The 25,711-nt window shown below is 68.6% G+C and carries 25 protein-coding genes and 2 pseudogenes; 21 read left to right on the top strand and 6 right to left on the bottom strand.

Translation table 11 applies throughout. From position 1 onward, the window contains the following. Nucleotides 1–770: 770 nt before the first annotated feature. The 5 genes from MVA48_RS07625 to MVA48_RS07610 all read left to right on the top strand — a co-directional run bounded on the left by MVA48_RS07625 (nt 771) and on the right by MVA48_RS07610 (nt 4,311). Nucleotides 771–1,052 (top strand): YciI family protein, encoded by a 282-nt coding sequence (locus MVA48_RS07625; protein WP_246987489.1) that lies wholly within the window; start codon nt 771–773, stop codon nt 1,050–1,052. 231 nt (nt 1,053–1,283) lie between these two features. Beyond that, nucleotides 1,284–1,784: an ATP-binding protein gene (locus MVA48_RS24070; protein WP_371821230.1), complete on the top strand. Its 501-nt coding sequence runs from the start codon at nt 1,284–1,286 to the stop codon at nt 1,782–1,784. 460 nt (nt 1,785–2,244) lie between these two features. Then, on the top strand, nt 2,245–2,922 hold the full coding sequence (locus tag MVA48_RS07620) for a flavin-containing monooxygenase (protein ID WP_246987481.1): 678 nt from the start codon (nt 2,245–2,247) through the stop codon (nt 2,920–2,922). Then, nucleotides 2,919–3,887, top strand: a complete 969-nt coding sequence (locus MVA48_RS07615; RefSeq protein WP_246987479.1) for a hypothetical protein — start codon at nt 2,919–2,921, stop codon at nt 3,885–3,887. Before MVA48_RS07620 ends, MVA48_RS07615 begins: the two co-directional genes overlap by 4 nt. A 103-nt stretch (nt 3,888–3,990) precedes the next feature. After that, nucleotides 3,991–4,311 carry a Dabb family protein gene (locus MVA48_RS07610; protein ID WP_246987477.1) on the top strand — a complete coding sequence of 107 codons (321 nt, stop codon included), beginning with the start codon at nt 3,991–3,993 and terminating at the stop codon, nt 4,309–4,311. 678 nt (nt 4,312–4,989) lie between these two features. On the opposite strand, the gene MVA48_RS07605 is transcribed toward MVA48_RS07610, so the two are convergent. Beyond that, entirely contained in the window at nt 4,990–5,235 is a 246-nt protein-coding gene (locus tag MVA48_RS07605; RefSeq protein ID WP_246987475.1) for a hypothetical protein, read from the bottom strand. Here MVA48_RS07605 and MVA48_RS24065 point away from each other — a divergent pair. Further along, nucleotides 5,167–5,517 (top strand): annotated as a pseudogene (locus MVA48_RS24065) (MBL fold metallo-hydrolase); the annotation flags it as partial. The gene MVA48_RS07605 and the pseudogene MVA48_RS24065 overlap by 69 nt on opposite strands. 229 nt (nt 5,518–5,746) lie before the next feature. Next, complete coding sequence (locus MVA48_RS07600) at nt 5,747–5,917, top strand: hypothetical protein (protein ID WP_246987473.1); 171 nt, start codon at nt 5,747–5,749, stop codon at nt 5,915–5,917. Between the two features lie 229 nt (nt 5,918–6,146). Here MVA48_RS07600 and MVA48_RS07595 read toward each other — a convergent pair whose 3' ends face one another. The 4 genes from MVA48_RS07595 to MVA48_RS07580 are packed head-to-tail and all read right to left on the bottom strand — an operon-like array spanning nt 6,147 to nt 10,904. Beyond that, nucleotides 6,147–7,556, bottom strand: coding sequence for an MmgE/PrpD family protein (locus MVA48_RS07595; protein WP_246987471.1), 1,410 nt, complete (start codon nt 7,554–7,556; stop codon nt 6,147–6,149). Beyond that, on the bottom strand, nt 7,553–8,713 hold the full coding sequence (locus MVA48_RS07590) for a CapA family protein (protein WP_246987469.1): 1,161 nt from the start codon (nt 8,711–8,713) through the stop codon (nt 7,553–7,555). Before MVA48_RS07590 ends, MVA48_RS07595 begins: the two co-directional genes overlap by 4 nt. A 2-nt stretch (nt 8,714–8,715) precedes the next feature. Further along, a complete protein-coding gene (locus tag MVA48_RS07585; protein ID WP_246987467.1) occupies nt 8,716–9,672 on the bottom strand; it encodes a PaaX family transcriptional regulator in 957 nt (318 codons plus the stop codon). Beyond that, nucleotides 9,669–10,904, bottom strand: coding sequence for a cytochrome P450 (locus tag MVA48_RS07580; protein ID WP_246987465.1), 1,236 nt, complete (start codon nt 10,902–10,904; stop codon nt 9,669–9,671). The genes MVA48_RS07585 and MVA48_RS07580 overlap by 4 nt, the downstream gene beginning before the upstream one ends. Before the next feature lie 576 nt (nt 10,905–11,480). On the opposite strand from MVA48_RS07580, the gene MVA48_RS07575 reads away from it, so the two are divergent. The 9 genes and pseudogenes from MVA48_RS07575 to MVA48_RS07540 all read left to right on the top strand — a co-directional run bounded on the left by MVA48_RS07575 (nt 11,481) and on the right by MVA48_RS07540 (nt 18,629). Next, the gene (locus MVA48_RS07575) at nt 11,481–12,242 is read left to right on the top strand and encodes a hypothetical protein (protein ID WP_246987464.1); all 762 of its coding nucleotides are present in this window, start codon (nt 11,481–11,483) and stop codon (nt 12,240–12,242) included. A gap of 4 nt (nt 12,243–12,246) precedes the next feature. After that, entirely contained in the window at nt 12,247–12,474 is a 228-nt protein-coding gene (locus MVA48_RS07570; protein ID WP_246987462.1) for a hypothetical protein, read from the top strand. Next, nucleotides 12,471–13,127 (top strand): ABC transporter ATP-binding protein, encoded by a 657-nt coding sequence (locus tag MVA48_RS07565; protein ID WP_246987460.1) that lies wholly within the window; start codon nt 12,471–12,473, stop codon nt 13,125–13,127. The genes MVA48_RS07570 and MVA48_RS07565 overlap by 4 nt, the downstream gene beginning before the upstream one ends. Continuing rightward, complete coding sequence (locus MVA48_RS07560; protein WP_246987458.1) at nt 13,124–13,939, top strand: ABC transporter permease; 816 nt, start codon at nt 13,124–13,126, stop codon at nt 13,937–13,939. Before MVA48_RS07565 ends, MVA48_RS07560 begins: the two co-directional genes overlap by 4 nt. Before the next feature lie 56 nt (nt 13,940–13,995). Continuing rightward, nucleotides 13,996–14,718, top strand: a complete 723-nt coding sequence (locus tag MVA48_RS07555) for an ABC transporter permease (RefSeq protein WP_246987456.1) — start codon at nt 13,996–13,998, stop codon at nt 14,716–14,718. 164 nt (nt 14,719–14,882) lie between these two features. Then, nucleotides 14,883–15,976, top strand: a pseudogene (locus tag MVA48_RS24060) (FAD-dependent monooxygenase); the annotation flags it as partial. A gap of 234 nt (nt 15,977–16,210) precedes the next feature. Beyond that, nucleotides 16,211–16,801, top strand: coding sequence for an aromatic-ring hydroxylase C-terminal domain-containing protein (locus MVA48_RS24055; RefSeq protein WP_371821229.1), 591 nt, complete (start codon nt 16,211–16,213; stop codon nt 16,799–16,801). Further along, nucleotides 16,798–17,691: an alpha/beta fold hydrolase gene (locus MVA48_RS07545; RefSeq protein WP_246987454.1), complete on the top strand. Its 894-nt coding sequence runs from the start codon at nt 16,798–16,800 to the stop codon at nt 17,689–17,691. The genes MVA48_RS24055 and MVA48_RS07545 overlap by 4 nt, the downstream gene beginning before the upstream one ends. After that, nucleotides 17,688–18,629, top strand: a complete 942-nt coding sequence (locus MVA48_RS07540) for a 3-carboxyethylcatechol 2,3-dioxygenase (RefSeq protein ID WP_246987452.1) — start codon at nt 17,688–17,690, stop codon at nt 18,627–18,629. Before MVA48_RS07545 ends, MVA48_RS07540 begins: the two co-directional genes overlap by 4 nt. A gap of 146 nt (nt 18,630–18,775) precedes the next feature. Here the strand turns inward: MVA48_RS07540 and MVA48_RS07535 are convergent, their stop codons facing one another. Next, nucleotides 18,776–19,531 (bottom strand): GntR family transcriptional regulator, encoded by a 756-nt coding sequence (locus MVA48_RS07535; RefSeq protein WP_246987449.1) that lies wholly within the window; start codon nt 19,529–19,531, stop codon nt 18,776–18,778. A gap of 260 nt (nt 19,532–19,791) precedes the next feature. On the opposite strand from MVA48_RS07535, the gene MVA48_RS07530 reads away from it, so the two are divergent. From MVA48_RS07530 to cofC, 5 genes are all read left to right on the top strand, one after another. After that, a complete protein-coding gene (locus MVA48_RS07530; RefSeq protein ID WP_246989121.1) occupies nt 19,792–20,856 on the top strand; it encodes an LLM class flavin-dependent oxidoreductase in 1,065 nt (354 codons plus the stop codon). 29 nt (nt 20,857–20,885) lie between these two features. Next, the gene (locus tag MVA48_RS07525; RefSeq protein ID WP_246987447.1) at nt 20,886–21,503 is read left to right on the top strand and encodes a cysteine hydrolase family protein; all 618 of its coding nucleotides are present in this window, start codon (nt 20,886–20,888) and stop codon (nt 21,501–21,503) included. 92 nt (nt 21,504–21,595) lie between these two features. Continuing rightward, a complete protein-coding gene (locus MVA48_RS07520) occupies nt 21,596–24,178 on the top strand; it encodes a bifunctional FO biosynthesis protein CofGH (RefSeq protein WP_256461136.1) in 2,583 nt (860 codons plus the stop codon). Then, entirely contained in the window at nt 24,175–24,900 is a 726-nt protein-coding gene (gene npdG / locus MVA48_RS07515; RefSeq protein ID WP_246987443.1) for an NADPH-dependent F420 reductase, read from the top strand. The genes MVA48_RS07520 and npdG overlap by 4 nt, the downstream gene beginning before the upstream one ends. Nucleotides 24,901–24,944: 44 nt before the next feature. Beyond that, nucleotides 24,945–25,586, top strand: a complete 642-nt coding sequence (cofC, locus tag MVA48_RS07510) for a 2-phospho-L-lactate guanylyltransferase (RefSeq protein ID WP_246987441.1) — start codon at nt 24,945–24,947, stop codon at nt 25,584–25,586. The last annotated feature ends 125 nt before the right edge of the window (nt 25,587–25,711 follow it).

Genomic DNA, 25,711 nt, shown 5'->3' with positions numbered 1-25,711 from the left:
GGCTCAGGGCAATGGGCTCACCCCTGACCGGCGAGTGCCTGGGTGAGCCCCCTGCTGCCGCCGCCGGTCTGGCAGACGTGGGCATGGTGCAACGGGCGGTCAACGGTGGCGATGGCCAGCCTGTTGGGCATCTGCTCGTCGAACCCAGGGCGGACACGGTCCGGCCTGCGACCTAGCGGATCCCCGTCCGGGACAGGCCGACCGCTCCCTCGCAAAGTCGAACAGTTCACGCACCACGTGCGGCAGCGGGCCGCGAGCTCTGCCGACCGCGCTGACGAGGCGCCCGCTCTCCGACCAGACTTCCCGTGAGTAGTTAGTAGTTATGGACAACCATCTCTTCGACTAGGGCACAATTCGCTGGGTGATCATGGAATCGGGCCGCGCGGATCCGCATGAAACACCTTCAACTGGACGAGCCGGCCCACGCGTCTCCGACTCGCTCGTCAGCATCGTTCCGTTAACGGCCGTTGACAACACCCAACGGTTGTGGCTAGATCTCCACTGCAGGTGGCGCTCCGGCGCTGGATGCGATGTAGAGCCTGCAGTTGCTCAGCTGGAGCAGCCGAAGGACCGATCGGCAGGTCTGGCTGACCCGTGGCCGTGAACGCGGTCGACGGGTAGGTGCACCGCGAGATCAAGCACTTGTTCACCCACCCCGCCGACCAGGTGCCGGACGCTCGAGTGGTCGAGGTGGCCGGGAGGGGCAAGTCCGTCCACGTCGGTCGCTGAAGCGACACGACGTCCACTCAGAGCACGAAGGAGACGACAACATGGCGCACTACGCAGTCATCTGGCAGTACACGGAGGACCAGCAGGTCCTGAACGCCGCGAAGGACGCTCATGGCGTCTACCTGCGCGAGCTGGTCAGCCGAGGCAAGATCCGCGAGGCCGGTCCCTGGCAGGATGGCAGCGGCGCCCTGTTGATCTTCGACGTGGGCGATGAGACCGAGCTGAAGGCCTTGCTGGAGAACGACCCCTACACGTCGCAGGGCGTGGTCCGGCAGGAGCAGATCTTCCCCTGGAAGGTCGTCATCGGTCCGCTGGCGCCGTAGCGCCTCGGACCCCGCATGCGCACCTCCTGGCGAGTGAACTCTCGGGGGCGGGTCTGCGGAGCGATCCAGTCACTCCGCCGCTCGCCGCTGACCCGATGTCGAGGTCAGCGGCGGGCGACGGACGGTGGCCGTTGACCAGGCTCGACGTGCATGCGAGCCGCTTGCCGCGCACCCAGCTCTAGCCCTTGAGGTCACGGGGCTCGTGCGGGCAGGAGTGAACGGGCCGGGCACCTGTGGCGTCCGGGCCTCAGGCGTCTCCTCGAGGTCGCCGCGACCGGGGCCCGGTGGAGGGCCGGGGGGCTGCGGTTCGCCACGTTGCGCAGCCCCGCCAGCCTGAACGACTTCGACTACGACACCGCCCCAGGAGTCGACCGCGTGCTCATCCAGGAGCTGGTGACCTGCCGCTACCTGGAGACCGCCACGAACGTGCTGCTCATCGGTCCACGGGAGTCGGCAAGATCCACATCGCCGTCGGCCTGGCGCCGGCCTGAGCGCAGGCCGGCTACCGCACGTACTTCCCCACCCCCGCGGCCGCCGCCGCCGACCTGCCCGCCGCTGCCACCGCGACGCGATCGCGGGGCGCTGGGCCTCCGCCATGCGCTTCTTCGCCGGCCCCGCCCTGTTGGTCATCGATGGACTGGGCTACCTGCTGCTGCCCGGCGAGCCGCCTCGGCGCTGTTGTGTGTTGCCCGATGTCGGTGGCAACTTCCTTTCGACGGCCCAGGATCGTGAGCGACTCATGACATCGTGCTCGTAGCCGTAGTCGCTCGAGATGCTCATGGTGTTAGCGGCTATTTCCTCCGCGGGCGCATTCCGGCCGGAACCGTCCGCGGTTCCTCGTACGCAAAGCCGCGAGATGGGCGAGCCTGGCTCATACGTGCCAGATCCAGTGGAGCGAACGCTCCCGGGCCTAGGGGGCGTCTGTGTTAGTGGTGCTTGACATAGCCTGCCGGCTCATGGCAGCCTTGTGATGCGAGACACACGCTCCAGGAGTTGTCCCTCGAGGACTTCGGTCCACGGCGTTCTGTCGCCGCTCGCGTTCCGCGCAGGCGTGAGCCGGAGGCGTCAACCAACCAGCGCGACACGCGAGCCAGGAGCGTGCTAGCCCCAGCGCCACCGCCGAAATGACACTTCTTCAACCACAGGGCCGAGCAAGCCACATAGGGCTGCGAGGTCGCGAAAGGAACATCACGTGAACACCTCGCTCACCGACCCCGTCCCCGTGATCGAAGAGCTCGACGTTCTCGTCGTCGGCGGTGGATTCGCAGGCATCTACCAGCTCGAGAAGCTCCGCTCGCGGGGCTTTGCCGTCAAGCTCTACGAGGCCGGCTCCGAGGCCGGCGGCGTCTGGCACTGGAACCAGTACCCCGGCGCCCGGGTCGACACGCCCGGCATCAGCTACCAGCTCTCCGACGAGCGGATCTGGAGCGAGTGGGACTGGTCGGAGGTCTACCCCGGCCAGCCGGAGCTCGCAGAGTACTTCCGGTTCGCCGTCGACAAGCTCGACCTGGCCAAGGACACTCGCTACAACTCGCGCGTCATCGCCGCCCAATTCGACGAGAACGAGAACAAGTGGACCGTCGAGACCCGCGACGAGAAGACCGGCGAGACCTTCCTGACCCGGACGCGCTTCCTCCTACCCCTGCTCGGCACCGGGTCCAAGGCGCTCTATCCCGACTTCCCCGGCAAGAATGACTTCAAGGGCGACTGCTTCCACACCTCGCGCTGGCCCAAGGGCTATGACATGACTGGCAAGCGCGTCGCCGTCATCGGCACTGGCGCCAGTGGCGTCCAGGTCATCCAGACCATCGCCCCCGACGTCGGGTCGATGACCGTCTTCCAGCGGACCCCCCGACGGCCTTGCCGATGAAGTCCCGAAAGCTCGACAAGGCCGCGAACGACGAGCTCCGCAAGTCCTACCCCGAGCTGTTCGAATACCGCAAGACGACCTTCGCCGGACTCGATTACGACGTCATCTACACGCCGACGTCCGAGATCTCTGACGAGGAGTTCTACGCCAAGTGCGACGAGCTCTTGGAGATGGGTGGCCTGCAAGTCTGGCTCGGGGGCTACGCCGACATGTTCTTCAACCGCGAGGTTGGCGACAAGATCTACGCCTACTGGCGTGAGAGGACGCTCCCTCGAATCAAGGACCCCAAACTGGCGGAGAAGCTGGTCCCGGAGATCCCGCCGTACCCGTTCGGAACCAAGCGCTGCCCGCTGGAGTACACCTACTACGACACGTTCAACCAGGACAACGTCGATCTGGTCGACGTCAACGAGAACCCCATTGAGCGGTTCACTCAGAACGGAATCGTCACGGTCGACGGCACGCTGCACGAGTTCGACGTGATCGTCCTGGCCACCGGCTTCGACTCCTTCACCGGAGGCCTGACCGACATCGACATCCGCAGCACGAAGGGTGAGACGTACGCTGAGGTGTTCAAGAACGGCGCTCGCACGTTCCTCGGTCGCGCAACGGCTGGATTTCCGAACATCATGTACGTGTACGGACCGCAGAGCCCGTCGGCGTTCTGCAATGGTCCCACCTGCGCGGAGCTCGAGGGTGACTGGGTTGTCGAGGCGATTACCTACATGCGCGACAAGGACCTGACGCGCATCGAGGCCACGCCCGACGCCGAGAACGAGTGGCACGAGCACCTGGAGGGTCTGGCCAACTCCACGACCTTCATCTTGGCCAACTCGTGGTACATGAACGCGAACGTTCCGGGCAAGAAGAAGGAACTGCTGGCCTACCCGGGCGGTCTGACCATGTACTTGGACAAGTGCCGCGAGTCCGCGGAGAACAACTACGCCGGCTTCGCTCTCGTGTGAGTTGACCGCAGTCGCCGCCTGGGGGTGCCGCCGTCGAATGATGGCGGCACCCCGCACATCCCCAGCCCCGTCTTCAGGAGAGCGCCAGGTGTTGATCCACTGCGTGACCGTCAAGTTCAAGGAAACGGCGACCTCGGAGCAGGTAGCCGGGTTCGACGCGGCTCTCGCCGCCCTGCCCGCTCAGATCGACCTCATCCGTGGAACCCGCCACGGGCGCGACCTCGGAGAGAGGCCGACGAATGCCGACTACGCGCTGGTCACGGAGTTCGACGATGCGGCCGCCTTCCATGTCTACCTGGAGCACCCGGCGCACCAGGCGGTCGTGCGCGATCACCTTGCGCCGTTGGCCGACTCCTTCCACAGCACACAGTTCCTCGTCGACGGCCAAGATCGACCCGCAGGCGGACGACACCACCTCGCGTGAAGGGGACTGCTGCGCGAGTAGGTGACATCTGATCTGCGGTGCTGCGAGGTAGCCGCTGGAAGGATGTTCACCGTGCCCGAGCCCTACCCCGAGTAGTTTCGCGACGACGGCGTGAACGTCGCCCGCAACCGTGTGTCAGGCCAGCACCTGAAGCAGATCGCGGTCCGACTTCGGGATCAGCGAGTCGTGTCTGGTGAACTGATGAAGGCCGCCGACGTCGACGACGGCGTCGAGCCCGGCAGTACCGCGGCCGAGAACGCGGACGCTCCGGGAGATGGTCGCCGGGCGCAGTGGGGCGCTTCCCGCTTCACAGGAGCCGCGTCAACGCCGTCCTGAGTTGGGCAGGCGGGTATACGCGCTCGTCGGTATGTGGAGCGGGTGACCGGGATCGAACCGGCATGGCCAGCTTGGAAGGCTGGGGACTACAAGGGGCATCCTCGCTGGTCAGGTTCAAGTCAGGCGGGTCTCGTGCCTTCGGTGTGCCTCAGCGCCACGTCGTCTCGCCGCCGCTCTTCACCGGGCATGGGGACGACATGTTCAGGTCGGCTGGCCCGCCGACGTCTCGTAGCGGGTGCGCAACGCGCCCGGCACACTCGACGGCCTCGAGGTCCAAGCCTCTCTGGGAACAGTCACCCTTGAGCGGCGCACGGCAGCGCGATGTTGGCGTCTACGGTCCGTTCATCGAGAGGTTGCCGTGGCCAACGCGTTGAGGGCTCGCGCCGTCACCGTGTCGATCTCTCCGATGGCGTCGAACCGACGCAGGAGGCCTGCCGCGGCGTACAACGCAGCTTCGTGGTCACCTCGGCCGGTCCGGTCGTCATCGACACGCCCCAGCTGCCGACCCGGGCGGTGGAGATGCGCCGGTTCGTCGTGACGTTCGGCGAGGTGCAGTACCTGATCAACACCGAGCACCACGTCGACCACATCTTCGGCAACTACTACTTCCGCGGAGCCGGCACGGTGGTCAACCACAAGGGGCTCTACGACAACTTCATGACGGTGTACCCCCGAGCTCGACCCGTTCGAGTACGCCCGCGAAGCCCTGGCCACCGACGACCCCGACGGCATCGCGCTGTTCCCGGACCGGGACGAGTACTACGCGGACCCGAACAAGGGGCAGGTCGTCTTCACCGGCGACCTCTCGCTGCGGGTCGGAGACCATGACTTTCACCTCTGCACACGCCGGGTCACACCCCTGGTCAGCTCGCGGTGTACGTGCCGCAGGAGCGGATGGTCTTCACCGGCGACAGTGTCTTCTGCGAGTGCCAGACATGGCTGATGACCAGTGACGTCGACTAGTGGCTGGAGTCCCACGAGATCATCCGCTCGCTCGACGTCGACACCGTCGTCCAGGGGCACGGTCCGGTCACCGATCTCTCCTACGTGGACCGGTAGCGCGGCTCTGCTCAGCTGGAAGGCGGCCGTCGCGGAAGCCGTGGCCGCCGGCTGGAGCAAGGAGGAGACCCAGGCGCGGGTCCAGTTCCCAAAGCTCGGGCCAGTCGACATCGGCCAGGAGTACATGCTCGACTACATCGAGACGCTGAACGCCGGCTCCCTGTTCTACAAGTTCACCGCACGGCGAGACGCCCCGGTCCCGCGCTCCTGAGTGCGAGCAACGACAGGCCCCAACGTGAACGATGTCGCGGCACACCTGTGAACGGTGTCCCGCGACATCGCAACTCTGTCCGAGGGGGGACTCGGGCACCGTGAAGTGGGAACCGTCCCACCAACGGCCGTCCCGGTGGGGGAGGGGCGCGGTGTAGGCGGCTTCATGGACATGGTCGGAACGGGGCGCGGCCGTCGGACAAGATCGCAGTTCGATGTCGACCGAGCGGTCAGCGGTCGTCTGCCGATCGCTCGCCATCCGTCCACGGAAGGGTTTCGGCGACGGGGACGTCGTTCACAGCCCATGCCCTCGCGGTGCTCATCATCCGATCGACGACCTCCGTCCCCATGGTCGCATCAGCCACACGGTGCGCCTTCTGCTCGACGTCGGACCAGCCGAACGGGTCGTGCGGCGCCCCCGGGGCAGAGGCGGTCGCCGACATCGTCGTGCCGTCTCGGAGGAGGGCTAGCACTCGGGCACTCGGCGCGGAGCTGAAGGCGCGCTCTTGTTCGTCGCCGACGAAGACCCGCACGCGCTTTGCGACCTGAGTGACCTCGGGAACTGCGAACCCGGCCTGCTCGAGGAGGGCGTAGTGGGCCGGGTCGTTGCCCCCGAGGGCGATCCGCATGGCGAGCGTGACGTGCAGGCTGAACTGTGCACCGGTCAGGTCGCTGACGAGCGGTCCGACGTGGCCGCAGTGCTCCGCCGTGGTCCGGTCGGTGTAGACGTCGATGCGCTCCACTTCGGCTGCGTCGAGGCCCTCAGCACACAACTTCCCGACAGCCGCCAGAGGGGCGTGGTTCCCGGTGCAGGTGCTCCACGCCTTGATGCCGAGCCCGTCGAGATGCCATCGGTGCCCCAGCCCGTCGGTGAGCTGATCCAGATCGATTCGCCGCCCACCGAAGGCCTGTGCGTAGCCCCGGGGGCCCTCCAGCGCATGCGCCGGGGCCGACACGCCTCGTGCGGCCAGCGCGGTCGCGTGGAGTCCGGCCGACGCCGCGAAGCCGGCGTGCAGGCGCTTCACCTCACCGCCCGACCGGGTGAACTCGGTGGTCCCACCGGCCTGCGCGGCGGCGAGGCCCAACGCCCACACCGCCTGTTCGGCGTCCAGTCGGTGCAGGTTGGCTGCCGTGGCCGCGGCACCCAGCGGACCCATGACGCCGGTGACGTGGAAGCCTCGGTCCTGCGTCATCTCCGGGGACATCGCCAGGCCCAGCCGGATCACCACCTCGTACCCGACCGCCAGGGCCGTGAGGAGTGACCGGCTCGTCGCCTGCAGGTCCTCGGCGACGGCGATTCCGGCCGGGACCACGACGCACCCGGCGTGGACCGCGGCGGGTACGTGATAGTCGTCGAGTTCCAGCCCGTGGGTAGCCGTGGCGTTGACGAATGCCGCCATGGCCGGGCGCAACCGATCCGCAGAGCCGACGATGCCGCACCTACCCGGGGCGCTCTCGGCCAGCGCGTGCGCTCGTGCGGCGCCGGTCCACGCGCGCGTGCTGCCGGCGTACATCGCGGCGAGGGCGTCCACCAGGTGCAGGGCCACGGTGTCGCGGACGTCGGGCGGGATGTCGTTCCACCTCGTGTCCACCGCGAACCCGGCCAGTTGGCGGGTGACGCCGGTCGCGACGGCGGTCATGCGCCGCAGGGCCCGTCCGCCGGCACGGGGCGGACGAAGTCCCCATCGGGGACGTACCTGGTCCGCAGGCCGGCAGTCCGGGAGATGGCCTCGAGGTACTCGACGACGTCGGAGAACCGGGGATCGTTCGACGACAGCGGTTCGGTCTGAGAGTTGTCGTTGATCCACCCGGGGACGAAGCCGACGTCGACGAGGAACCCGTCGCGGACGGTGAACCGGGCCAGGATGGTCTTTCTGGAGTCCGGCGGGAAGTTGAAGGTGAACTCGTAGTCCGGGATCCAGTCCGGGTTCAGTGCGAGGATCTCCTGGAAGCCCTTCGTCGCGACGTGGGCGGGGGTGATGCGCGTGTCCATGGCGAAGTTGGCCAGGCTGTAGAAGATCGGCACGCCCCGGTACACCTCGACGCCCTTCAGGATGTGCGCGTGGTGGCCGATGACGGCGTCGGCGCCGGCGTCGATAGCGGCGTGCGCCACGTCGCGCTGGTAGTCGGCGATGACGGCTGGGATGAAGTGAATGCCCCAGTGCACAGACACGACGACGAAGCGGCCCGCCTCCTTCTGACGTCGGACGTCGGCAACCAGGTCGGCCAGGTCGTCGCGGTGCGGAAAGGTGTGGATGCGGGCGGGGGTGCCCGGCTGGTCGTGCTCGATCTGCTCGTAGACGGTGTACGCGCGCATCGGGGCGCATCCGGGCCGGTTCTCGGTGGCCCAGAAGCTGTGCGGCATGACTGAGCTGTAGGCCAGGAAGGCGATCTCGGTTCCGTTCCGCGTCACCAGGGCCGGCTGTCGGGCTTCGTGCGCGTCTCGTCCGACGCCGACGGGCTCGGCGCCTGCGGCCTTCAAGTTGGCGGCGGTGTCGAGCATGGCCTCGGGACCGAAGTCCATGCAGTGGTTGCCCGCGAACGAGACCACGTCGAAGCCTGCCTCCACGAGAGACTTGGCGTCCTCGGCCTTCGCGCGAACGGTGTGCCGCACTTGCGGGAGCCGGAATCCCTTGTCGGAGAGCACGAACTCGAGCTGGCCGAAGGTGATGTCGGCGGCCTGCAACACGTGCCGGTTCAGTTCGAACAGCTCACCGGCGTCGTCGCGGTCTGGGCCGATGTCTCCGACCGCGACGATCGTGATGTCACTGCCGGTCTCGGGCGCGTTGGTCGTCATCGTCAGTCCTCGTCGTCCGGATCGAGTGGGCTGTCCGCCAGGTCCATGCCGGTCAGTGATCCAAGGCGCCGGGGCGGGATGTTCATGGCGCGGACCTCGTCGCTGGTGAGCGATCTGACGTCCGCGGCAAGCTCGGGGGCGTAGTCGGCGAGCAGGTGTCGGAGACGCAGATCCGCGAGTTCCCCGAGGCCGTCGTAGACGCTCACGAAGGCGGCGTGCGCGTCAGTGAGCGGCCAGGTCTCCGGCAGGAGTTCGCTCGGCAAGAGGGGATCGTTGTCAGGGAAGTAGCGCCACTGGTGCATCACGGTGGTGCGCTGCAGGAGCGCCTCTGCCGCCCCGATCTCGCCGGCCTCGATACGGCTCTGCAGCACCGCCAGGGAATCGACGAACGTTCGATACCGCAGCTCGAGCTCGTCCAGCGCGAATGCCTGGACCGGGTCGCCCGGGCCGTGGACACCGTCGACACTCGCCCCGCTGAGCACCGTCGCCTTCTGCAGGTCCAAATCCTTGAGCGCGATGACGGTCTGCTCGGCCACGGACCCGGGCCGAATCCAGACGCCGTCGTAGAACATCGCGAACCGCATCGTGCCCAGCCGGTGCCGGGCAAGGTGGCGCTGTGCCCGGTCCCGCTCGGCGACCGAGAACATCGCCACCGTCCACGTCCCGTCCCACGTTTCCTGGTCCAGGCCGAAGGTCAAGATCTCGCTCAGCCGCTCCGCGTGGTGAGCGTGAGCCTCGTCGCTGAGTCGGTAGTAGGTGCTCCGGCCGGGTCGGGAGACCTCCAGGAGCCCACGCTTCGTCACGCGGCTGAGCCCGTTGCGGGCGCCGACCTCGGTCACGCCGAACTCGCCGAGGAGCCGCACCAGGAACGCCGAAGGAATGGGCTTCTGCTGGCCGTAGAAGTACGTCCCGAGGAGGGTGACCAGCAGATGCTGGGACCCGGCATGCGACGAGGTCATCGGTCCAGGCTGGGGGATGGGCCGGCCAGGGGCACCGAGACAGGCCCGAACTCCAGCCAGTTCATCATCTCGACATCGCCGGCCAGGGTGAACTGCGTCGTCCCTGCGAGCAGCTCCTCGAGGGCGATACGGATCTCCGTGCGGGCGAAGGCGGCCGCCGGGCACTTGTGGACGCCGACCCCGAAGGCGATGTGCTTCTCGGGGCGGTCGAGACGTAGCTGGTGGGGGCTTTCGAAGACGTCGGCATCCCGGTTCGCCGAAGGGAAGATCATCGCGATCGGCTCGCCTTCGGAGATGTGCTGACCGCCGATCTCCACGTCCCGCACAGGAGTGCGCGAGAAGACCCGGTAGGGGGAGTACAGCCGCAGGAACTCCTCGACCGCGGCCGGGATGAGCGAGGCGTCGGCGCGCAGCCGCTGCTGCAGGGCGATGTCGCGGGCGAGGTGGACGGCGGCGCTGCCCATCACGGCGTGCGGTGCTGCGAGGGCGGCTACCAACATCTGGCGGATGGTGCCGACGACCATCTCCTCGCTGATGGGATCCTTCTCGTCCTCTGTGGCGGCGAGGAGGCTGGAGACCATGTCCGTCGCGGGGTCCAGCCGGTTCGCCTTGCGGCTCTCCACAATCTCTCGGGCCACGTCGTAGAGGGCGAAGCTCAACCGGCGGACCTCGGCATGGTTCATCGCTTGGACCTGGTGGTTGTACTCGACGGTTGTCTCGCGGAGTCGAAGCACGAGCTCCTGCTCTAAGTGCAGCAGCAGGGCGAAGGCCTGCGCGGCGAACGGAAGGGCGAACTCCTTCGAGAAGTCGAACGAACCCCGCTCCTCGAACCCGGCGACCAGGCTCCGCGCGTACTCCCGAAGCGGCTCCTCGAGCACGGCCGTGTGGGCAGTACGGAGTGGGCTGCTCAGTGGCAGTCGGTAGGAGCGGTGCTCCGGCGGATCGAAGTGGAGCGGGGGTCGTCGCCCGGTGAAGGTGATCTTCGGAACCACGTTCTGGACCGTCGTCGTGTAGGTGCTCGAGTCGCTGGCCATGGCGACCACGTCGTCGTACTTGAAGAGGGCCCAGAATCCGCCGAACTGATCGCTGTGCGCGACGGGGCACTCGTTGCGGAACCGCTCGTACACCTGGTGCGGGCTGTCGAAGCTTTCCGGCTCGAGCGGGTCGAAAGTCAGGCTCCCGCGCGGGCAGGTAGCCGCCGGTGGCCGGTCGCCGTCGTGTCCAGTAGTCATGTCCCACCCTCTCGTGTGGTCGGCGCCACTCGGCGTGAACCATCGCACGCAGTGTTGCGACCGTCAACCAGCGTGAGACCTGGGTCGATGAGTGGACGGAGTGGCGGCAGCGCAAGAGTGCCGTTCCGGTGACTGGAACGCTCCTCAACATCTGTCGTTTTCCTTGACGAGCGCAACGCGCACTGCGAAGGTTGCGCCGCCTCGACGTTGCCTGCGTCACATGTCAATCAAGGAGCTCACATGACCAAGCGATCCCTTCAGCGGGTCTTCGCCGCCGCGCTCGTCGCCAGCGCTGCCGTTCTCGCCGGACGCCTCGGCCGAGGCGTCCGGTGACAGCGGCGGGGGTGCGGGCGGCGAGCCCGCCCCAGACGCCCTGCGCGTCGGTGTCTTCGGCCCCGATGTCACTTTCTCGGCCTTCTACGGGGCCATCGGCGAGGACGGCGTACTCACCCAGACCCTCGAGGAGCAGGGCGTGGAGCTGTCCATCCAGGCGATTCCGTCGGGCAGCAACCTGGTGGCAGCCCTGGAAGGGGGTCGGTCGACGTCGCGATCGTCCCGGGCAGCGCGGTGTTGGGTGTGACGGCGCAGGGCGGCGAGCTCGTGCCGCTGATGAACATGTTCGACGGGCCGTCCCAGCAGATCATCGCCAACACCCGGGTGGAGCAGACCAACGGCGACGACATCAGTGCATTCGAGGACGGGGGCTGGGCCTTCACGCGAGTCGGCTCCATCTCGGAGATCACCCTGAAGTCTGCGGCAGAGGACGCCGGGCTGACCTGGGAGGAGCTCGAGCGCATCCCTCTGGGCAGCGGTTCCGAGACGCAGGCGGTGCTTGAGTCCGACCGCGCCGACATCCTGTCGACGTCGCCGAACAACGCAGCCAAGGCCGTTTCGTCGGGGGAGGCGTACCTGGTCACCAACCCGCAGGACGACGAGTCCTCGCCCATCGCGAAGCAGCTGAACTCGGTGCTCGCGGCGTCGCCCGACTTCGTCACCCAGTACCCGGAGTTCACGCAGGACGTCGTCACCGCGGTCGTCGGGGAACTGTCCGAGCTCGCCGCGGCAACCTCCCCCGACGAGGTCCTCGAGGGCATGCCCGCCGAGTTCGTCGCGGCGAACGCCGACAACTGGGACCTGCTGTGGGAGTACTCGCACACGGGCTTCACCCGCGCCACCGGAGGGTTCTCCCAGGAAGAGATCGACCAGACGGTCGCGGGGGCGCAGCTGGTGGCCGTCGTCGACTCCTCCTACGCCCCGCCCGCCGAGCTGTTCGACAACAGCCGGATCGTGGCCGCGTACGAGGAGATCGGCGCCGACGCCCCGGCCGGCCTGAGCTGATCCGATGTCGACCATCCAGGGACTTCTCATGACCCAGCAGCGCGCAGTGCAGGCCGAGTCCGCTTCTCACACCGCTCCGGCGGCCATCGTGATCGAGAACCTCACCCAGACCTACGTCTCGAAGGGGCGGGCGCACACGGCGGTCGCCTCGGTGGACCTGTCCATCGGGGACGGCGAGTTCGTCTCGATCGTCGGACCGTCGGATGCGGTAAGTCGACGATCCTCTACGTGATCGCGGGGCTCCGTCCTCCCACCGCGGGCGCGGTGTCCGTACTGGGCCAGCCGGTCACGGCGCGCACTGGCCCACACGCCGACGTCGGCTTCGTCTTCCAGCGGGACGCGCTGCTTCCCTGGAAGACGGCTCTGCAGAACGTCGCCCTCGGGCTGCGCTACCGCGGGGCCTCGAAGCGGGACGCCAACGCCCAGGCCCGCGAATGGCTGGCCCGGGTCGGACTGCAGGGCTTCGACGACTCCTTCCCGCACCAGCTCTCCGGGGGGATGCGTAAGCGGGTCGCCATCGCGGCCAGCCTGGTGCTCCGTCCCCGCGTCCTGCTGATGGACGAGCCTTTCAGTGCTCTCGACGCGCAGACGCGGAACCTCATGGAGAACGACCTGCTCGCACTGTGGGAGGAGACGCGGCAGACCGTCGTGTTCGTGACCCACGACCTCGAGGAGGCGGTCGGGCTCTCGGACCGTGTGGTCACCATGACCCGCGGCCCGGGCACGGTGCTCACGGATCGGCCCGTGCCTCTCGGTCGCCCACGGGATCTGCTCGAACTGCGCTTCGACCCGCAGTTCACGCACATGCACGAGCAGCTGTGGAGCGACCTCCGCGACCAGGTGACCCCGATCGATGCCGGCACGGCGCCAGGACGGTCCTCGTGACGACGTCCACCGCCCCCGCCGCACTCGGGTCGGCGGCTCGGCTGCGCCCGGCCATTCCCCAGTCGGCCAGGATCCTCGGTGCGCAGGTGCTCCTGTGGGGTGGGCTGATCGGCCTGTGGCAACTGGCCGCCAACCGGGTGCCGGTCGTCGAGACCATCACCGGCTCGCCGGTGTTGGTCACCCGGCAGCTCGGCTTGTTCGTCACCGACCCGCTGTTCTGGCAAGACGTGGGGATTACGGTGCGCAGCGCAGCGGTCGGCTTCGCCTTCGGGGTGTCATCGGCCTGCTTGTCAGTGGCGCTGACGTGGCCTTTCGCGCTGGTCCGCCGATTCATCGCGCCGTTCCTCGTGATCGCGAACGCCGTCCCGAGGATCGCGTTGGCCCCGCTGTTCATCCTGTGGTTCGGCATCGGAACGACGTCGGCGGCCGTCTTCGTTGCCTCGCTGATCTTCCTGATCGTCTACCTCAACGTGTTCAGCGGGCTGTCCTCCATCGACACCGTGTACGTGCACAACGCCAAGGTCCTGGGTGCGGGACGAGGCTGGCTCGCCCGGTCGGTCTACGTGCCGGCGGTCACCGGGTGGCTCATGACGAGCCTGCGTCTGGCCGTGGTCTGGGCAGTGCTCGGTGCGGCCCTGGCGGAGTACCTCGGTGGTTCACAAGGACTCGGCTCCTACCTGACCCGCGGCAACATCCTCGGGGACCCGGCCCTCCTCGTGGGAGCAGCGACGGTCATCGCCGTCATCTCCCTCCTGGCCGATCGCGCCCTCGCCCACGTCGAGCGGAGGTTCACCCAGTGGCGACTGTTCTGACCCCGCGCTGCCGGTCTCTCGGCGCCCTGTGGATGGTCCTCGCCCAGGTTGCGTTCGTGGCGCTGCTCCTAGGTGCCTCGCAGTGGATGGCGACTGCCGGAGTTATCAACGCTTTCATCGTCGGTACGCCGTCGCGGATCCTCGACAACATCGGCACCTGGCTCTCGGACGGCACGCTCGTGAGCAACACCGTCACCACCGTGACGGCGACTGTGGTCGGGTACGGGTTCGCCTTGGTCATCGGGATCCTCGTGGGCACCGTGGCCGGGACGTTCGACGCAGTCGGGCGGGTGCTCTCGCCCTTCATCGCCTTCTGGCAGGGGTTCCCGCGCCTGGTCTTCTACCCGTTCTTCGCGGTCGCGCTCGGCTATTCGATGGCATCGCGCATGGTGCACGTCGCCTTCGTCATCGTCTTCGTGATCATCGTGAGCACTGCGGCGGGGGTTGCGGACGTCGATCCCGACGTCCGTCACCACACCCGGATGCTGGGCGCCGGGCGATGGCAGGTCATCCGGGACGCCCGTCTCCCCGCGGCCGTGCTCTGGGTCGGCACCTCGGCTCGGATCACGTTCGGTTTCGCCATCCAGGCCGCGATCGTCGCCGAGTTCACCGGAGCGGACTCCGGTCTGGGCTATCTCATGGTCCTGGGCCAGAACAGCTTCGACGTCAACGTGGTCTGGGCGGCCACGTTCGCCGCCGTGGTCATCGCGGTGGCTGTGGACCGACTCCTCGCCGGCGTGCAGGCCTACTTCTCCCGGTGGCAGCCCGCCCCTGCCTGACCCAGGGAGCGACGCCTACACGTTGAGCGGCCCCACGAGGTGCCTTGCATCACACGTACTAGCATGCCAGAATGCCAGCAGCGGTGACCGCGGTCACGCAGCAGAGCCGACGGGCCTCTCAAAGTCCGAGATCCGGCGAACCTCCCAAGCTCTGAGAAGGTGCCATGGACAAGACGACCCTTCCTCCGCCTGCCTTCGTGCCCTTCCCGGACGATGGCAGCGGATTCGACACCGATGTCGTCGTCGTCGGCCTCGGGCCGGCCGGCGGGACCGCGGCCCTGGCGCTGGCCACGTACGGGGTGCGCGTGCACGCCGTGACGATGTTCCCCTGGGTGGCCAACGGCCCCCGGGCGCACATCACCAACCAACGGGCCGTCGAGGTTCTGCGCGACCTCGGCGTGGAGCAGGAGGCGCAGAAGTACGCCACCCCGTGGGACCAGATGGGCGACACGCTCTTCACCACCAGCCTGGCTGGTGAGGAGATCGTTCGTCTGCAGACCTGGGGGACCGGTGATCTGCGCTTCGGGGACTACCTGCAGGGCAGCCCCTGCACGATGCTCGACCTTCCGCAGCCACTCATGGAACCGCTCCTGATCAAGAACGCCGCCAGCCGCGGCGCGATGCTCAGCTTCCACACCGAGTACCTCTCGCACGAGCAGGACTCCGACGGCGTCACGGTGCGGTTCCGCGATGTGCGTTCCGGTCAGCTGTTCGAGCAGCGCGCCCGCTACCTGCTGGCCTTCGACGGAGCCAAGTCGAAGGTCGCCGAGCAGATCGGTCTGCCGTTCGAGGGGAGCTGGCCCGCGCCGGGACGGCCTACATCCGCTTCAACGCCGACCTGAGCCGCTTCGTGGCCCACCGGCCGAGCATCCTGCACTGGATCTTCAACTCCAAGGCCGGCTTCGGCGAGATCGGCATGGGGCTGCTGCGGGCCGTCACGCCGTGGACCGAGTGGATCGCCGGCTGGGGCTTCGACATGGCCAAGGGTGAACCGGACCTGAGCGACGACGTCGTGATCGGACAGATTCGCACCCTCGTCGGCGACCCCGATCTGCAGCCCGAGATCGTCACCAAGTCGCTGTGGTACGTCAACCAACAGCACGCCACGAACTACCAGGTCGGCCGCGTCTTCTGCGGCGGCGACGCCGTGCACCGGCACCCGCCGTCGAGCGGCCTAGGGTCGAACACGTCCATCCAGGACGCATTCAACTTGGCCTGGAAGGTGGCCTTCGTCGTCAAGGGGCACGCCGGACCAGGACTGCTCGACTCGTACACCCCCGAACGCGTTCCGGTCGGCAAGCAGGTCGTCGCCCGCGCCAATCAGTCGCGCAAGGACTATGCGGGACTGCGCGAGTGGTTCGACCGTGACAGCGACGACCCGGTCCGGGACGGACTCCTCAAGCTGAAGGAGGCCAGCCCGGAGGGTGTAGCGCTCCGCGAGCGGCTCTACGAGGCGCTGGAACTGAAGAACACCGAGTTCAACGCGCACGGCGTGGAGCTCAACCAGCGCTACGAGTCCGGCGCCGTGGTCCCTGACGCGACGGCCGGGACGGAGGAGTGGCCACGCCACCGCGAGCTCTACCTGCAGGCCAGGACCCGTCCGGGCGCCAAGCTGCCCCATGCTTGGCTCGTCGGCTCGGACGGCATCCGCGTCTCGACCCTGGACGTCGTCGGCAAGGGACAGATGACGCTGCTCACCGGGCTCGCCGGTCAGGCGTGGAAGCGAGCTGCGCAGAAGCTAGACCTGCCCTTCTTGCGCACCGTGGTGGTCGGCGAGCCCGGCACCATCGACCCCTACGGCTACTGGCACCGCGTTCGTGAGATCGACGAGGCTGGTGCCATCCTCGTTCGCCCCGACGGCTACGTCGCCTGGCGACAGAGCGCTGCTGTTTGGGACGACGCCGAAGCTCTGCATCAGCTCGAGGACGCGCTCACCGCCGTCCTCGGCCGACCGGTGAGCACCCAGTCCGGCAAGCAGACCGACACCCCTGAGTACAGCACCCAAGCAGTCCCGATCACCGTGCCGATGGCCATGCCGGCCGACCGCGACGACACCGAGCACGCCACCGGAGGAGCCCGATGACCGACCGCCCCTACACCAGCGTCTGGAGCGACCTGAACCAGGTCGAGTTCAGCCAAGGCTTCCTGCAGGCGGGCCCGTACCGCACGCGCTACCTGCACGCGGGGGACGAGTCGAAGCCGGTCCTCCTTCTGCTTCATGGCATCACCGGGCACGCCGAGGCCTACGTGCGCAACCTCGCCGCGCACGCCGAGCACTTCTCCGTCTGGGCGCTCGACTTCATCGGACACGGCTACTCCACCAAGCCCGACCACCCGCTGGAGATCCCGCACTACGTCGACCAGGTCGACCATGTCCTGGACACCCTGGGTGCGCAGAAGGCGTTCTTCAGCGGCGAGTCCCTCGGCGGATGGGTCACGGCCCGGTACGCGATCGACCGACCCGAACGGGTCGAGCGCATCGTGCTCAACACGATGGGCGGCACCATGGCCAACCCGAAGGTGATGGAGCGGCTCTACACGCTGTCCATGGAAGCGGCGAAGGATCCCAGCTGGGAGCGGGTCAAGGCCCGGCTGGAGTGGCTCATGGCCGACCCCGCCATGGTCACCGACGACCTGATCCGGACCCGGCAGATGATCTTCCAGCAGCCGGACTGGCTCAAGGCGTGCGAGATGAACATGGCGCTGCAGGACCTGGAGACCCGCAAGCGCAACATGCTCACCGACGACGACCTGCGCTCCATCCAGGCCGAGGCGCTGGTCATCTGGACGACGAAGGACCCCTCGGGCCCGGTCGACGAGGGGCGGCGCATCGCCGACCTCATCCCCAATGGTCGGCTGGCGGTAATCGAAAACGCCGGCCATTGGCCTCAGTACGAGCAGACCGAGACCTTCAACCGCATCCACCTCGACTTCCTCCTCGGACGTCAGCCGCAGGGAGGTGAGTCCGCGTGACGCTCGCCCTGCTGGCGATGAGCCACAGTCCGCTGCTCGAGCACGCCGAGTTGGACGCCGAGGTGTCGGCGGAGCTCGAGGCGGCCTTCGAGGAGGCCCGCCGATTCGTCCGTGAGTTCGACCCCGATGTGGTCGTCAACTTCGGCCCGGACCACTACAACGGCTTCTTCTACCGACTGATGCCGCCGTTCTGCATCGGCTACGCCGCCGAGAGCATCGGCGACTACGGCAGCCAGGCCGGCCGGCTGGACGTACCGGAGGACCTGGCCCGCGGCATCGCCGAGGCGGTGCTCGCCGACGGCATCGACCTGACCGTGTCGCTCGACATGCAGGTCGACCATGGCGCCGTCCAACCGATGGAGATCATGTACGGCGACATCACCGCCAAGCCATTCGTGCCCATCTTCATCAACTCGGTCGCGCCGCCGTTCACCCCGGTGCAGCGGGTCCGCCTGCTCGGCGAGGCCATCGGCCGCCACCTGGCGACCCTCCACCAGAAGGTCCTGCTCATCTCTTCAGGCGGGCTGTCACACGACCCGCCCGTACCGCGGATGGCCACCGCCACGCCGGAACAGCGCCGCATGCTGATGGGGGAGGGGCAGCCCCTCCCGCCGGATGCGCGCGAAATGCGCCAGCAGCGCGTCATCGCCGCGGCCCGGGACTTCGCCGCCGGCACGGCGACGATCCAGGACCTCGCGCCCGAGTGGGACCAGGAGCTGTTGAAGATCCTCGCCTCGGGTGACCTCACCCCGCTCGACGCGTGGACTCCGGACGAGATGACCCGGATCGCCGGAAACTCCGCACACGAGGTCCGGACCTGGATCGCCGGCTACGCCGCCCTCGGTGCAACTGGCCGGTACACGGTCCAGTACAGCTACTACCGGCCTATCCGGGAGCTCATCGCGGGCTTCGGGCTCACCACGGTCACACTGCACTGATCTTGTGCGGCGCGTCCCCGCGACCGCAGCAGGCTGTGCGTGTCAACCGGCTCTCCGCGAGCCGGTTGACACGCGCACCGGCGCGGGAATCTCCATGGCTCGAATCACTGCCGGTGCCAGCCGTCGGTTCAGGGCGGAGCGGCAGTTCACTGTCCGGCGGCCAATCGTCCTTCGTCGCCGATGATCTGCACGGTGCCGAGGATGTGCCGCTCCATCTCAGCGCGGGCCGCCGCGCTGTCGCCGGCGATCAGCGCCTGCAGGATCGCGTCGTGATCGGCGTGCCGGTCGTCCAGGGCGCTGGCCAGCGGCTGGGGGACGCCCGCCGTGTTGATGAGGAAGTCGCTGAGATCCCACATGCGCAGGCTCATCTCTTCGACGAGGTTGGAACGAGCCATTCGATGGATGACGCCGTGGAACGCGCGGTTCAGCACCCGGTAGCCGTGCGCGCGAGCGCCGACGTCATGCTCATCCGTCAACTCGCCGATGCGTCCGTGCATCTCGCGCAGCGTCACGAGGTCCTCCTCGGTCCGCCGGTCGGCCGCGACTCCGGCTATCGCACCCTCGAACGCGGCGAAGAGGGTGAAGAAGTCGCCGACTTCCTGCGGTGAGTAGGACGCGATACGGCAACCGACCTGCGGCACGATCTCGACCAGGCCGTCAGCATCAAGTCGGCGCAGCGCTTCCATGACCGGCTGCTTGCTGACCCCCAGCTGGGACTTGAACGTCTCCAGCGACAACCGCTCTCCGGCAGCCCAGCGCCCCTCGAGCAGTTGTTCCTTGATCTGCTCGTAGGCAACCGATCCGAGGCGCATGCCCCGGCGGGCCGTCGCGGCGCTCGACGGGACATCGCTCAGCAAGCGCGAGATTCCGTCAGCTGGCACTCGTCGAGCGTAGTGGTCCATCAGCGTCGTCCTCTCGCGGCGAGCCAAGTGCTCACACCTGGGAGTCAGGAAAGCCGGACACGACAGGGGCTTGCCAGTGGATGTGACCCCCATTACCGTCCTGCTGCGACGCTAGCATGCCAGTGCTCCACTGGCTGCGAATCGTCTCGCCCCGGTCCCCCGCCGGGCGACCACATGCACCATCCGCCCGTTCGGCCGCTACGGGCGTTCCACAGACCGGCCGCGACCGGCGCCGCAAAGGAGCAGCAGCAGTGGATTTCATGATCGGGACCTGCGCCAAGATCGACCAGATCGAGATGGTGAAGCAGGCCGAAGGCCTCGGCGTCACCCACTTCGGCGCCGGTGAGGGGCCGCTGCTGTTCAGCGACCCCTATCAGTTTCTGGCGATCGCGTCCCAGCAGACGTCGACGATCCAGCTGGGCACCCAGGTGACCAACCCGCTGACCCGCATCGCGCCGGTCACGGCGAACTCGATCGCGACGCTCAACGCCCTCGCCCCGGGGCGGACGTTCCTCGGCATCGGCACGGCCAACAACGCGCTGCGCTCCATGGGGCACCGCACCGCCACCATCAAGGAGCTCACCGACGCCCTGGAGGTGTCGCGCGGACTGCTGCACGGCGAGCGCGTGGTCCACGACTGGCTGGGCGAGCAGCGCGAGATCGAGTTCCTGGACCCCGACGCCGGCTGGTACAACATCAAGGACCGCGTCCCAATCTGGGTCGCCGCCGGCGGCCCGAAGGGTCTGCACGAGGCCGCCAAGTACGCCGACGTGGTCGTCTACTGCCTCGGTCCCAACCCCGACATGATCGGCCTCATCCGTCGCGAGCTGGACAAGGCCGTCGCCGACGCGGGCCGCCCGGCGGGCTCGGTCAAGCTCTGTGGGCTCGCCTGGTTCTACCAGCTGCGCGATGGCGAGACCTGGGAGGACGGGATTGACAAGGGCTTCGGCTCGGGTCCGATCAGCTCCTGCCTGACCAACGTGGGTCTGATGAACCAGCACGTCGACGAGCTCGGCGAGGAGATCGTGCAGGCCTCCACTCAGGCAGCCATGGCCTACCTCGGCGACCCGAATGCCACCGACCGCCCGCACTACCTCGACGTGTGGAAGCAGTACCTGCGCGGGCTGACCCCCGCACACCGGCCGCTGATCACCAAGCAGCTCGTCGACTACTGGTGCCTCTACGGCACTCCCGACGAGCTGCTGGAGAAGGCGCAGCTGATGACCGAGTCCGGCGTCGACCTGGTTCAGGTCTTCCTGTCCAACCCGTACACCGCCGAGCGCGACATCAACGACATCGGCTCGTCCATCCTCGCCCGCGCCTGAACCCCACCCCACCTACCGGAGGACCCGCAATGGAGCTCGATCCCCGCACCACCGCCGTCGTAGCCGTTCACTACCAGGGCGACATCGTCGGCCCCGACGGAGCATTCGCCGGCTTCTTCCACCAGCAGGTGGCCGAGCGCAATGTCCTCGACGTCACCAAGGGCGTGCTCGACGCCGCCCGCGCCGCCGGCGTCCCGGTTGTCTACACGCGGGTGGCGTGGCAGCCGGACTACTCCGACCTCAACGCCAACTCGCCGCTGCTCGGCATCGTGGCCCAGTCCGGCTGCCTGAAGGACGGCAGCCCGCTCGCCGACATCGTCGCCGAGGTCGCCCCCGGTGAGGGCGACGAGGTCGTCACCCACAAGCGGGTCGGCGGCTTCACCGACTCCGGCCTGCACGAGCTGCTGCAGAGCAGGGGCGTCCAGACGGTGCTGTTCACCGGGGTGGCCACGAACGCCTCGGTGGAGGGCACGGCCCGGCAGGCGAGCGACCTCGGGTACCGGGTCATCGTGGTCGAGGACGCCTGCTCGGCCGCTACGCCGGCGGCCCACCAGGCCTCGATCGAATCTCTCGGCTTGCTCGCCGAGATCGCGTCGGCCGCCGACATCACCACCGCGCTCTCCGCCAAGGAGAACGCACCGGCCTGAGCGGCCTTCCCACGAAACGCCGGCGGGGTGGGCAGCGGCTGACGCGCCCGCCCCGCCGGACGCGATCGCACGAACACCGAGACGGAGACCGCGTGACCAACAGTGCTGCAGGGTTGCCAGCCGGCGTTCGGCCGTCTCCCAGCGCCATGAGCAGGGCGCTGCGCCGCGCCCGCGACTCGGCGGCGCTGGACCGCACCGAGGCAGAGACGCTGCTGCACGCGCGCGGGGACACGCTGGTGGACCTGTCCGCCAGTGCGGCGAGGGTCCGGAACGCGGGTCTGGCCGCGGCCGGAAGGCCGGGGGTCGTCACCTACTCCCGCAAGGTGTTCATCCCGCTGACCCGGCTGTGCCGGGACCGCTGCCACTACTGCACGTTCGCCACCGTGCCGCACCGGCTCGACGCCCCGTTCCTGGAGCGGGACGAAGTGCTGGAGATCGCCCGTGCCGGCGCGGCCGCCGGCTGCAAGGAGGCGCTGTTCACTCTCGGCGACCGCCCGGAAGACCGCTGGCCGGCCGCCGCGCAGTGGCTGGAGGAGCGCGGCTACGCCAGCACGCTCGAGTACCTGCGGGCCTGCGCGATCGCGGTGCTGGAGGAGACCGGCCTGCTGCCGCACCTCAACCCCGGGGTGCTGAGCTGGGCAGCGCTGACGCGGCTGAAGCCGGTCGCGCCGTCGATGGGGATGATGCTCGAGACCACCGCCACCCGGCTGTGGTCGGAGCCGGGCGGCCCGCACTTCGGCTCCCCGGACAAGGAGCCCCGGGTGCGGCTGCAGGTGCTGCACGACGCCGGCCGCACGGCGGTGCCATTCACCACCGGCCTGCTCATCGGCATCGGCGAGACCCTGGCCGAACGCGTGGACGCCCTGTTCGAGTTGCGGGAGATCAGCCGCACATACCGAGGCATCCAGGAGGTGATCATTCAGAACTTCCGCGCCAAGCCCGACACGGCGATGCGGGGTCACGCCGACGCCGAGCTGGACGATCTGGTCGCCACGATCGCCGTCGCCCGACTGCTGCTCGGCCCCGGCACGCGGATCCAGGCCCCGCCGAACCTGGTCGGCGAGGAGTACGACGCGGTGTTGCGCGCCGGCATCGACGACTGGGGCGGGGTCTCCCCGGTGACCCCGGACCACGTCAACCCCGAGGCACCCTGGCCGGCGATCGAGGAGCTGGCCCGCCGCACCGCCGGGGCCGGCTTCCAGCTGCGGGAACGGCTGACGGTCTACCCGCCCTACCTCGACGAGCCGTGGCTCGACCCGCGGCTGCGGGCGCACGTCGACGCGCTCGCCGATCCCGATGGTCTGGCCCGCGAGGACGCCCGGCCGGTGGGCCTGCCGTGGCAGGAGCCGGAGTTCGGCACTCAGGCCAGCGGCCGCGTGGCGCTGCACCGCGAGGTCGACACCAGCGGCCGCAGCGACGACCGCCGCGGCGACTTCGACACCGTCTACGGCGACTGGGACGCCGTGCGGGACCACGCCGCCCGCACCGGCGCACCCGCGCCGGCGCCTCTGCCCGCGCACCTGAGCGCTGCGCTGCGGCACGCCGAGGCCGACCCGGCCCGGCTGTCGGACGCAGACGCGCTGGCACTGCTCGAGGCCGAGGGCCCGGCGCTGGAGGCGCTATGCGCTCTCGCCGATGGCCTGCGCCGGGACACCGTCGGCGACGACGTCACCTACGTCGTCAACCGGAACATCAACTTCACCAACGTCTGCTACACCGGCTGCCGCTTCTGCGCCTTCGCCCAGCGGCGCACCGACGCCGACGCCTACACCCTCTCGCTGGCCCAGATCGGCGACCGGGTCGTCGAGGCGCGGGAACGCGGCGCCACCGAGGTCTGCCTGCAGGGCGGCATCCACCCCGATCTGCCCGGCACCGCCTACTTCGACATCGCCGCCGAGGTCAAGGCTCGGGTGCCGTACATGCACCTGCACGCCTTCAGCCCGATGGAGGTGGTCAACGGGGCGACCCGCACGGGCCTGTCGATCCGCGACTGGCTGGCCGCGGCCAAGGACGCCGGCCTGGACTCCATCCCCGGCACCGCCGCCGAGATCCTCGACGACGACGTCCGCTGGGTGCTGACCAAGGGCAAGCTCTCCGCCGCGGCCTGGATCGAGGTCGTCACCACCGCGCACGAGCTGGGCATCCCGTCGACGGCGACGATGATGTACGGCCACGTCGACGCCCCCCATCACTGGGTGGCGCACCTGCGCACCCTCGCCCGCATCCAGACCCAGACCGGCGGGTTCACCGAGTTCGTGCCCCTGCCGTTCGTCCACGCCAACGCCCCGCTCTACCTGGCCGGCGTGGCCCGCCCAGGCCCCACACCCGCGCAGAACCGTGCCGTCCACGCCGTCGCCCGCCTGCTGCTGCACGGCCGGATCAACAACATCCAGTGCTCCTGGGTCAAGCTCGGCGACGTTGGCGTCCAGCAGCTGCTCACCGGTGGGGCCAACGACATGGGCGGCACCCTGATGGAGGAGACCATCAGCCGGATGGCGGGCTCCGAGCACGGCTCCGAGCGCACCGTCGGCCAGCTGCAAGCCCTGGCGGCCGAGATCGGGCGGCCCACCCGACAGCGCACCACCACTTACGGCCGCGTGCCGGCCGACCTCCAGCCCGGAGAGGGCCGTCCGCGCACTTTCCTTCCCCTCGTTGCCGTGGAGAGCATCCGATGACCGCCGTCTCGACCCGTCAGCCTGTCGCGATCCTGGGCGGCACTGGTGCCCTCGGCCGAGGCCTGGCCGCCCGGCTGGCCGCCGCCGGTCACCGGGTGACGCTCGGGTCGCGCGATGCCGATCGCGCGACCGCGTCAGCCGCGGAGCTCGCCGAGTCCCTCGCCCCGGCGGTCGACGTCGAGCGGCTGCTGTTCGGCGCCGCCAACGCCGAAGCCGCCGCCACTCACGACGTCGTCATCCTCGCCACGCCCTGGGACCCCTCCGGCGACAGCATCCGCGAACTCGCCGACCCCCTGGCCGAAACAGTCGTGATCTCGGCGATCAACCCCCTCGGCTTCGACGTCACCGGTCCGTACGGCCTCGACGTGGTCGAGGGCAGCGCCGCCGAGCAGGTAGCGGCGTCGCTGCCGAACAGCAGAGTTGCCGCTGCCTTCCACCACCTGTCCGCGCCCAGCCTGCTCAAGCTCAGCCACGACCTCAGTGGCGAGGACGTGCTGGTGTGCGCCGACGACGACCGCGCCCGCGTCACCGCACTCAACCTCGCGGCGGCCGTGACCGGTACCCCGGGCATCGACGTCGGCCCGCTTCGCCAGGCGCGCCAGCTCGAGCCGTTCACCGCCGTCCTGATCGCCGTCAACAAGCGCTACCGCACCCGTAGCGGCCTGGCCCTGCGCCATGTCGACCGAAACCGAGCCTCCCTCCCAGAGGTGGCCCTCAGCTGATGCGGAAAGGTCCGGATAGGACGCCTTGGCACCTGCTGGTCCCCGTGAAGCGCCTCTCGTCTGCGAAGTCTCGGCTGACGGGACTCACGCCGTCCTTGCGGGCGCAACTGGTCTTTGCAATGGCGGTGGACACGGTCGAGGCGGCTGCTGAGGCCTCTCGGGTGCGAGACATCACCGTGCTGACCGACGAGCCGAGCTTGCAACGCATTGCCCCGACGTTGGGGGTCCACGTGCTTCCCGACGAGGGGCAGGGCGACCTCAACCGGGCCCTAGTACGAGGCGCTGAGCAGCTGGATGATCGGGCGGGTATGGGCACCGCTGTCCTGCTTGCGGACCTGCCCGGGCTGCGTGCCGACGACCTCGATCAAGCCCTCGCCTTCGCCGATGGGCACCCGCGCGCCTTCGTGGCCGACCATCGAGGAACTGGGACGACACTGCTCACCAGTGCGCGGGGCGACGCCCTTCGTCCGTGTTTCGGGGTGGACTCCGCGAGCGCACATGCGGCATCCGGAGCAGTGGCGGTGCCACTGAGCGTCGCGACGTTGCGGCACGACGTCGACGTTTCTCAGGACCTCGGTTTCCTTCGCGAGCTCAACGTCGGGCGTCATACGCGCGCCCTCCTCGCGCCGACGCTGGCATCGCTCGTCCACGGCAGCGGCGGCATCGAGAGTCGTCAAGCCGGCTGAAGTCAGGGCTCGCTATTACGGCGCCACGCCCGCGCCGGTCTTGCGTTCATGTGTGACCGGCATTACTGTGCACGCTAGCATGCTAGTCCGCCAGTCAGGCGGACATCGTCGTGCAGTTCCACGGT

Source organism: Blastococcus sp. PRF04-17 (assembly GCF_023016265.1).
Taxonomy (GTDB): Bacteria; Actinomycetota; Actinomycetes; order Mycobacteriales; family Geodermatophilaceae; genus Blastococcus_B.
Note: the sequence above shows the minus strand (reverse complement) of the source record. Positions and strands in the feature narration are given on the sequence as shown.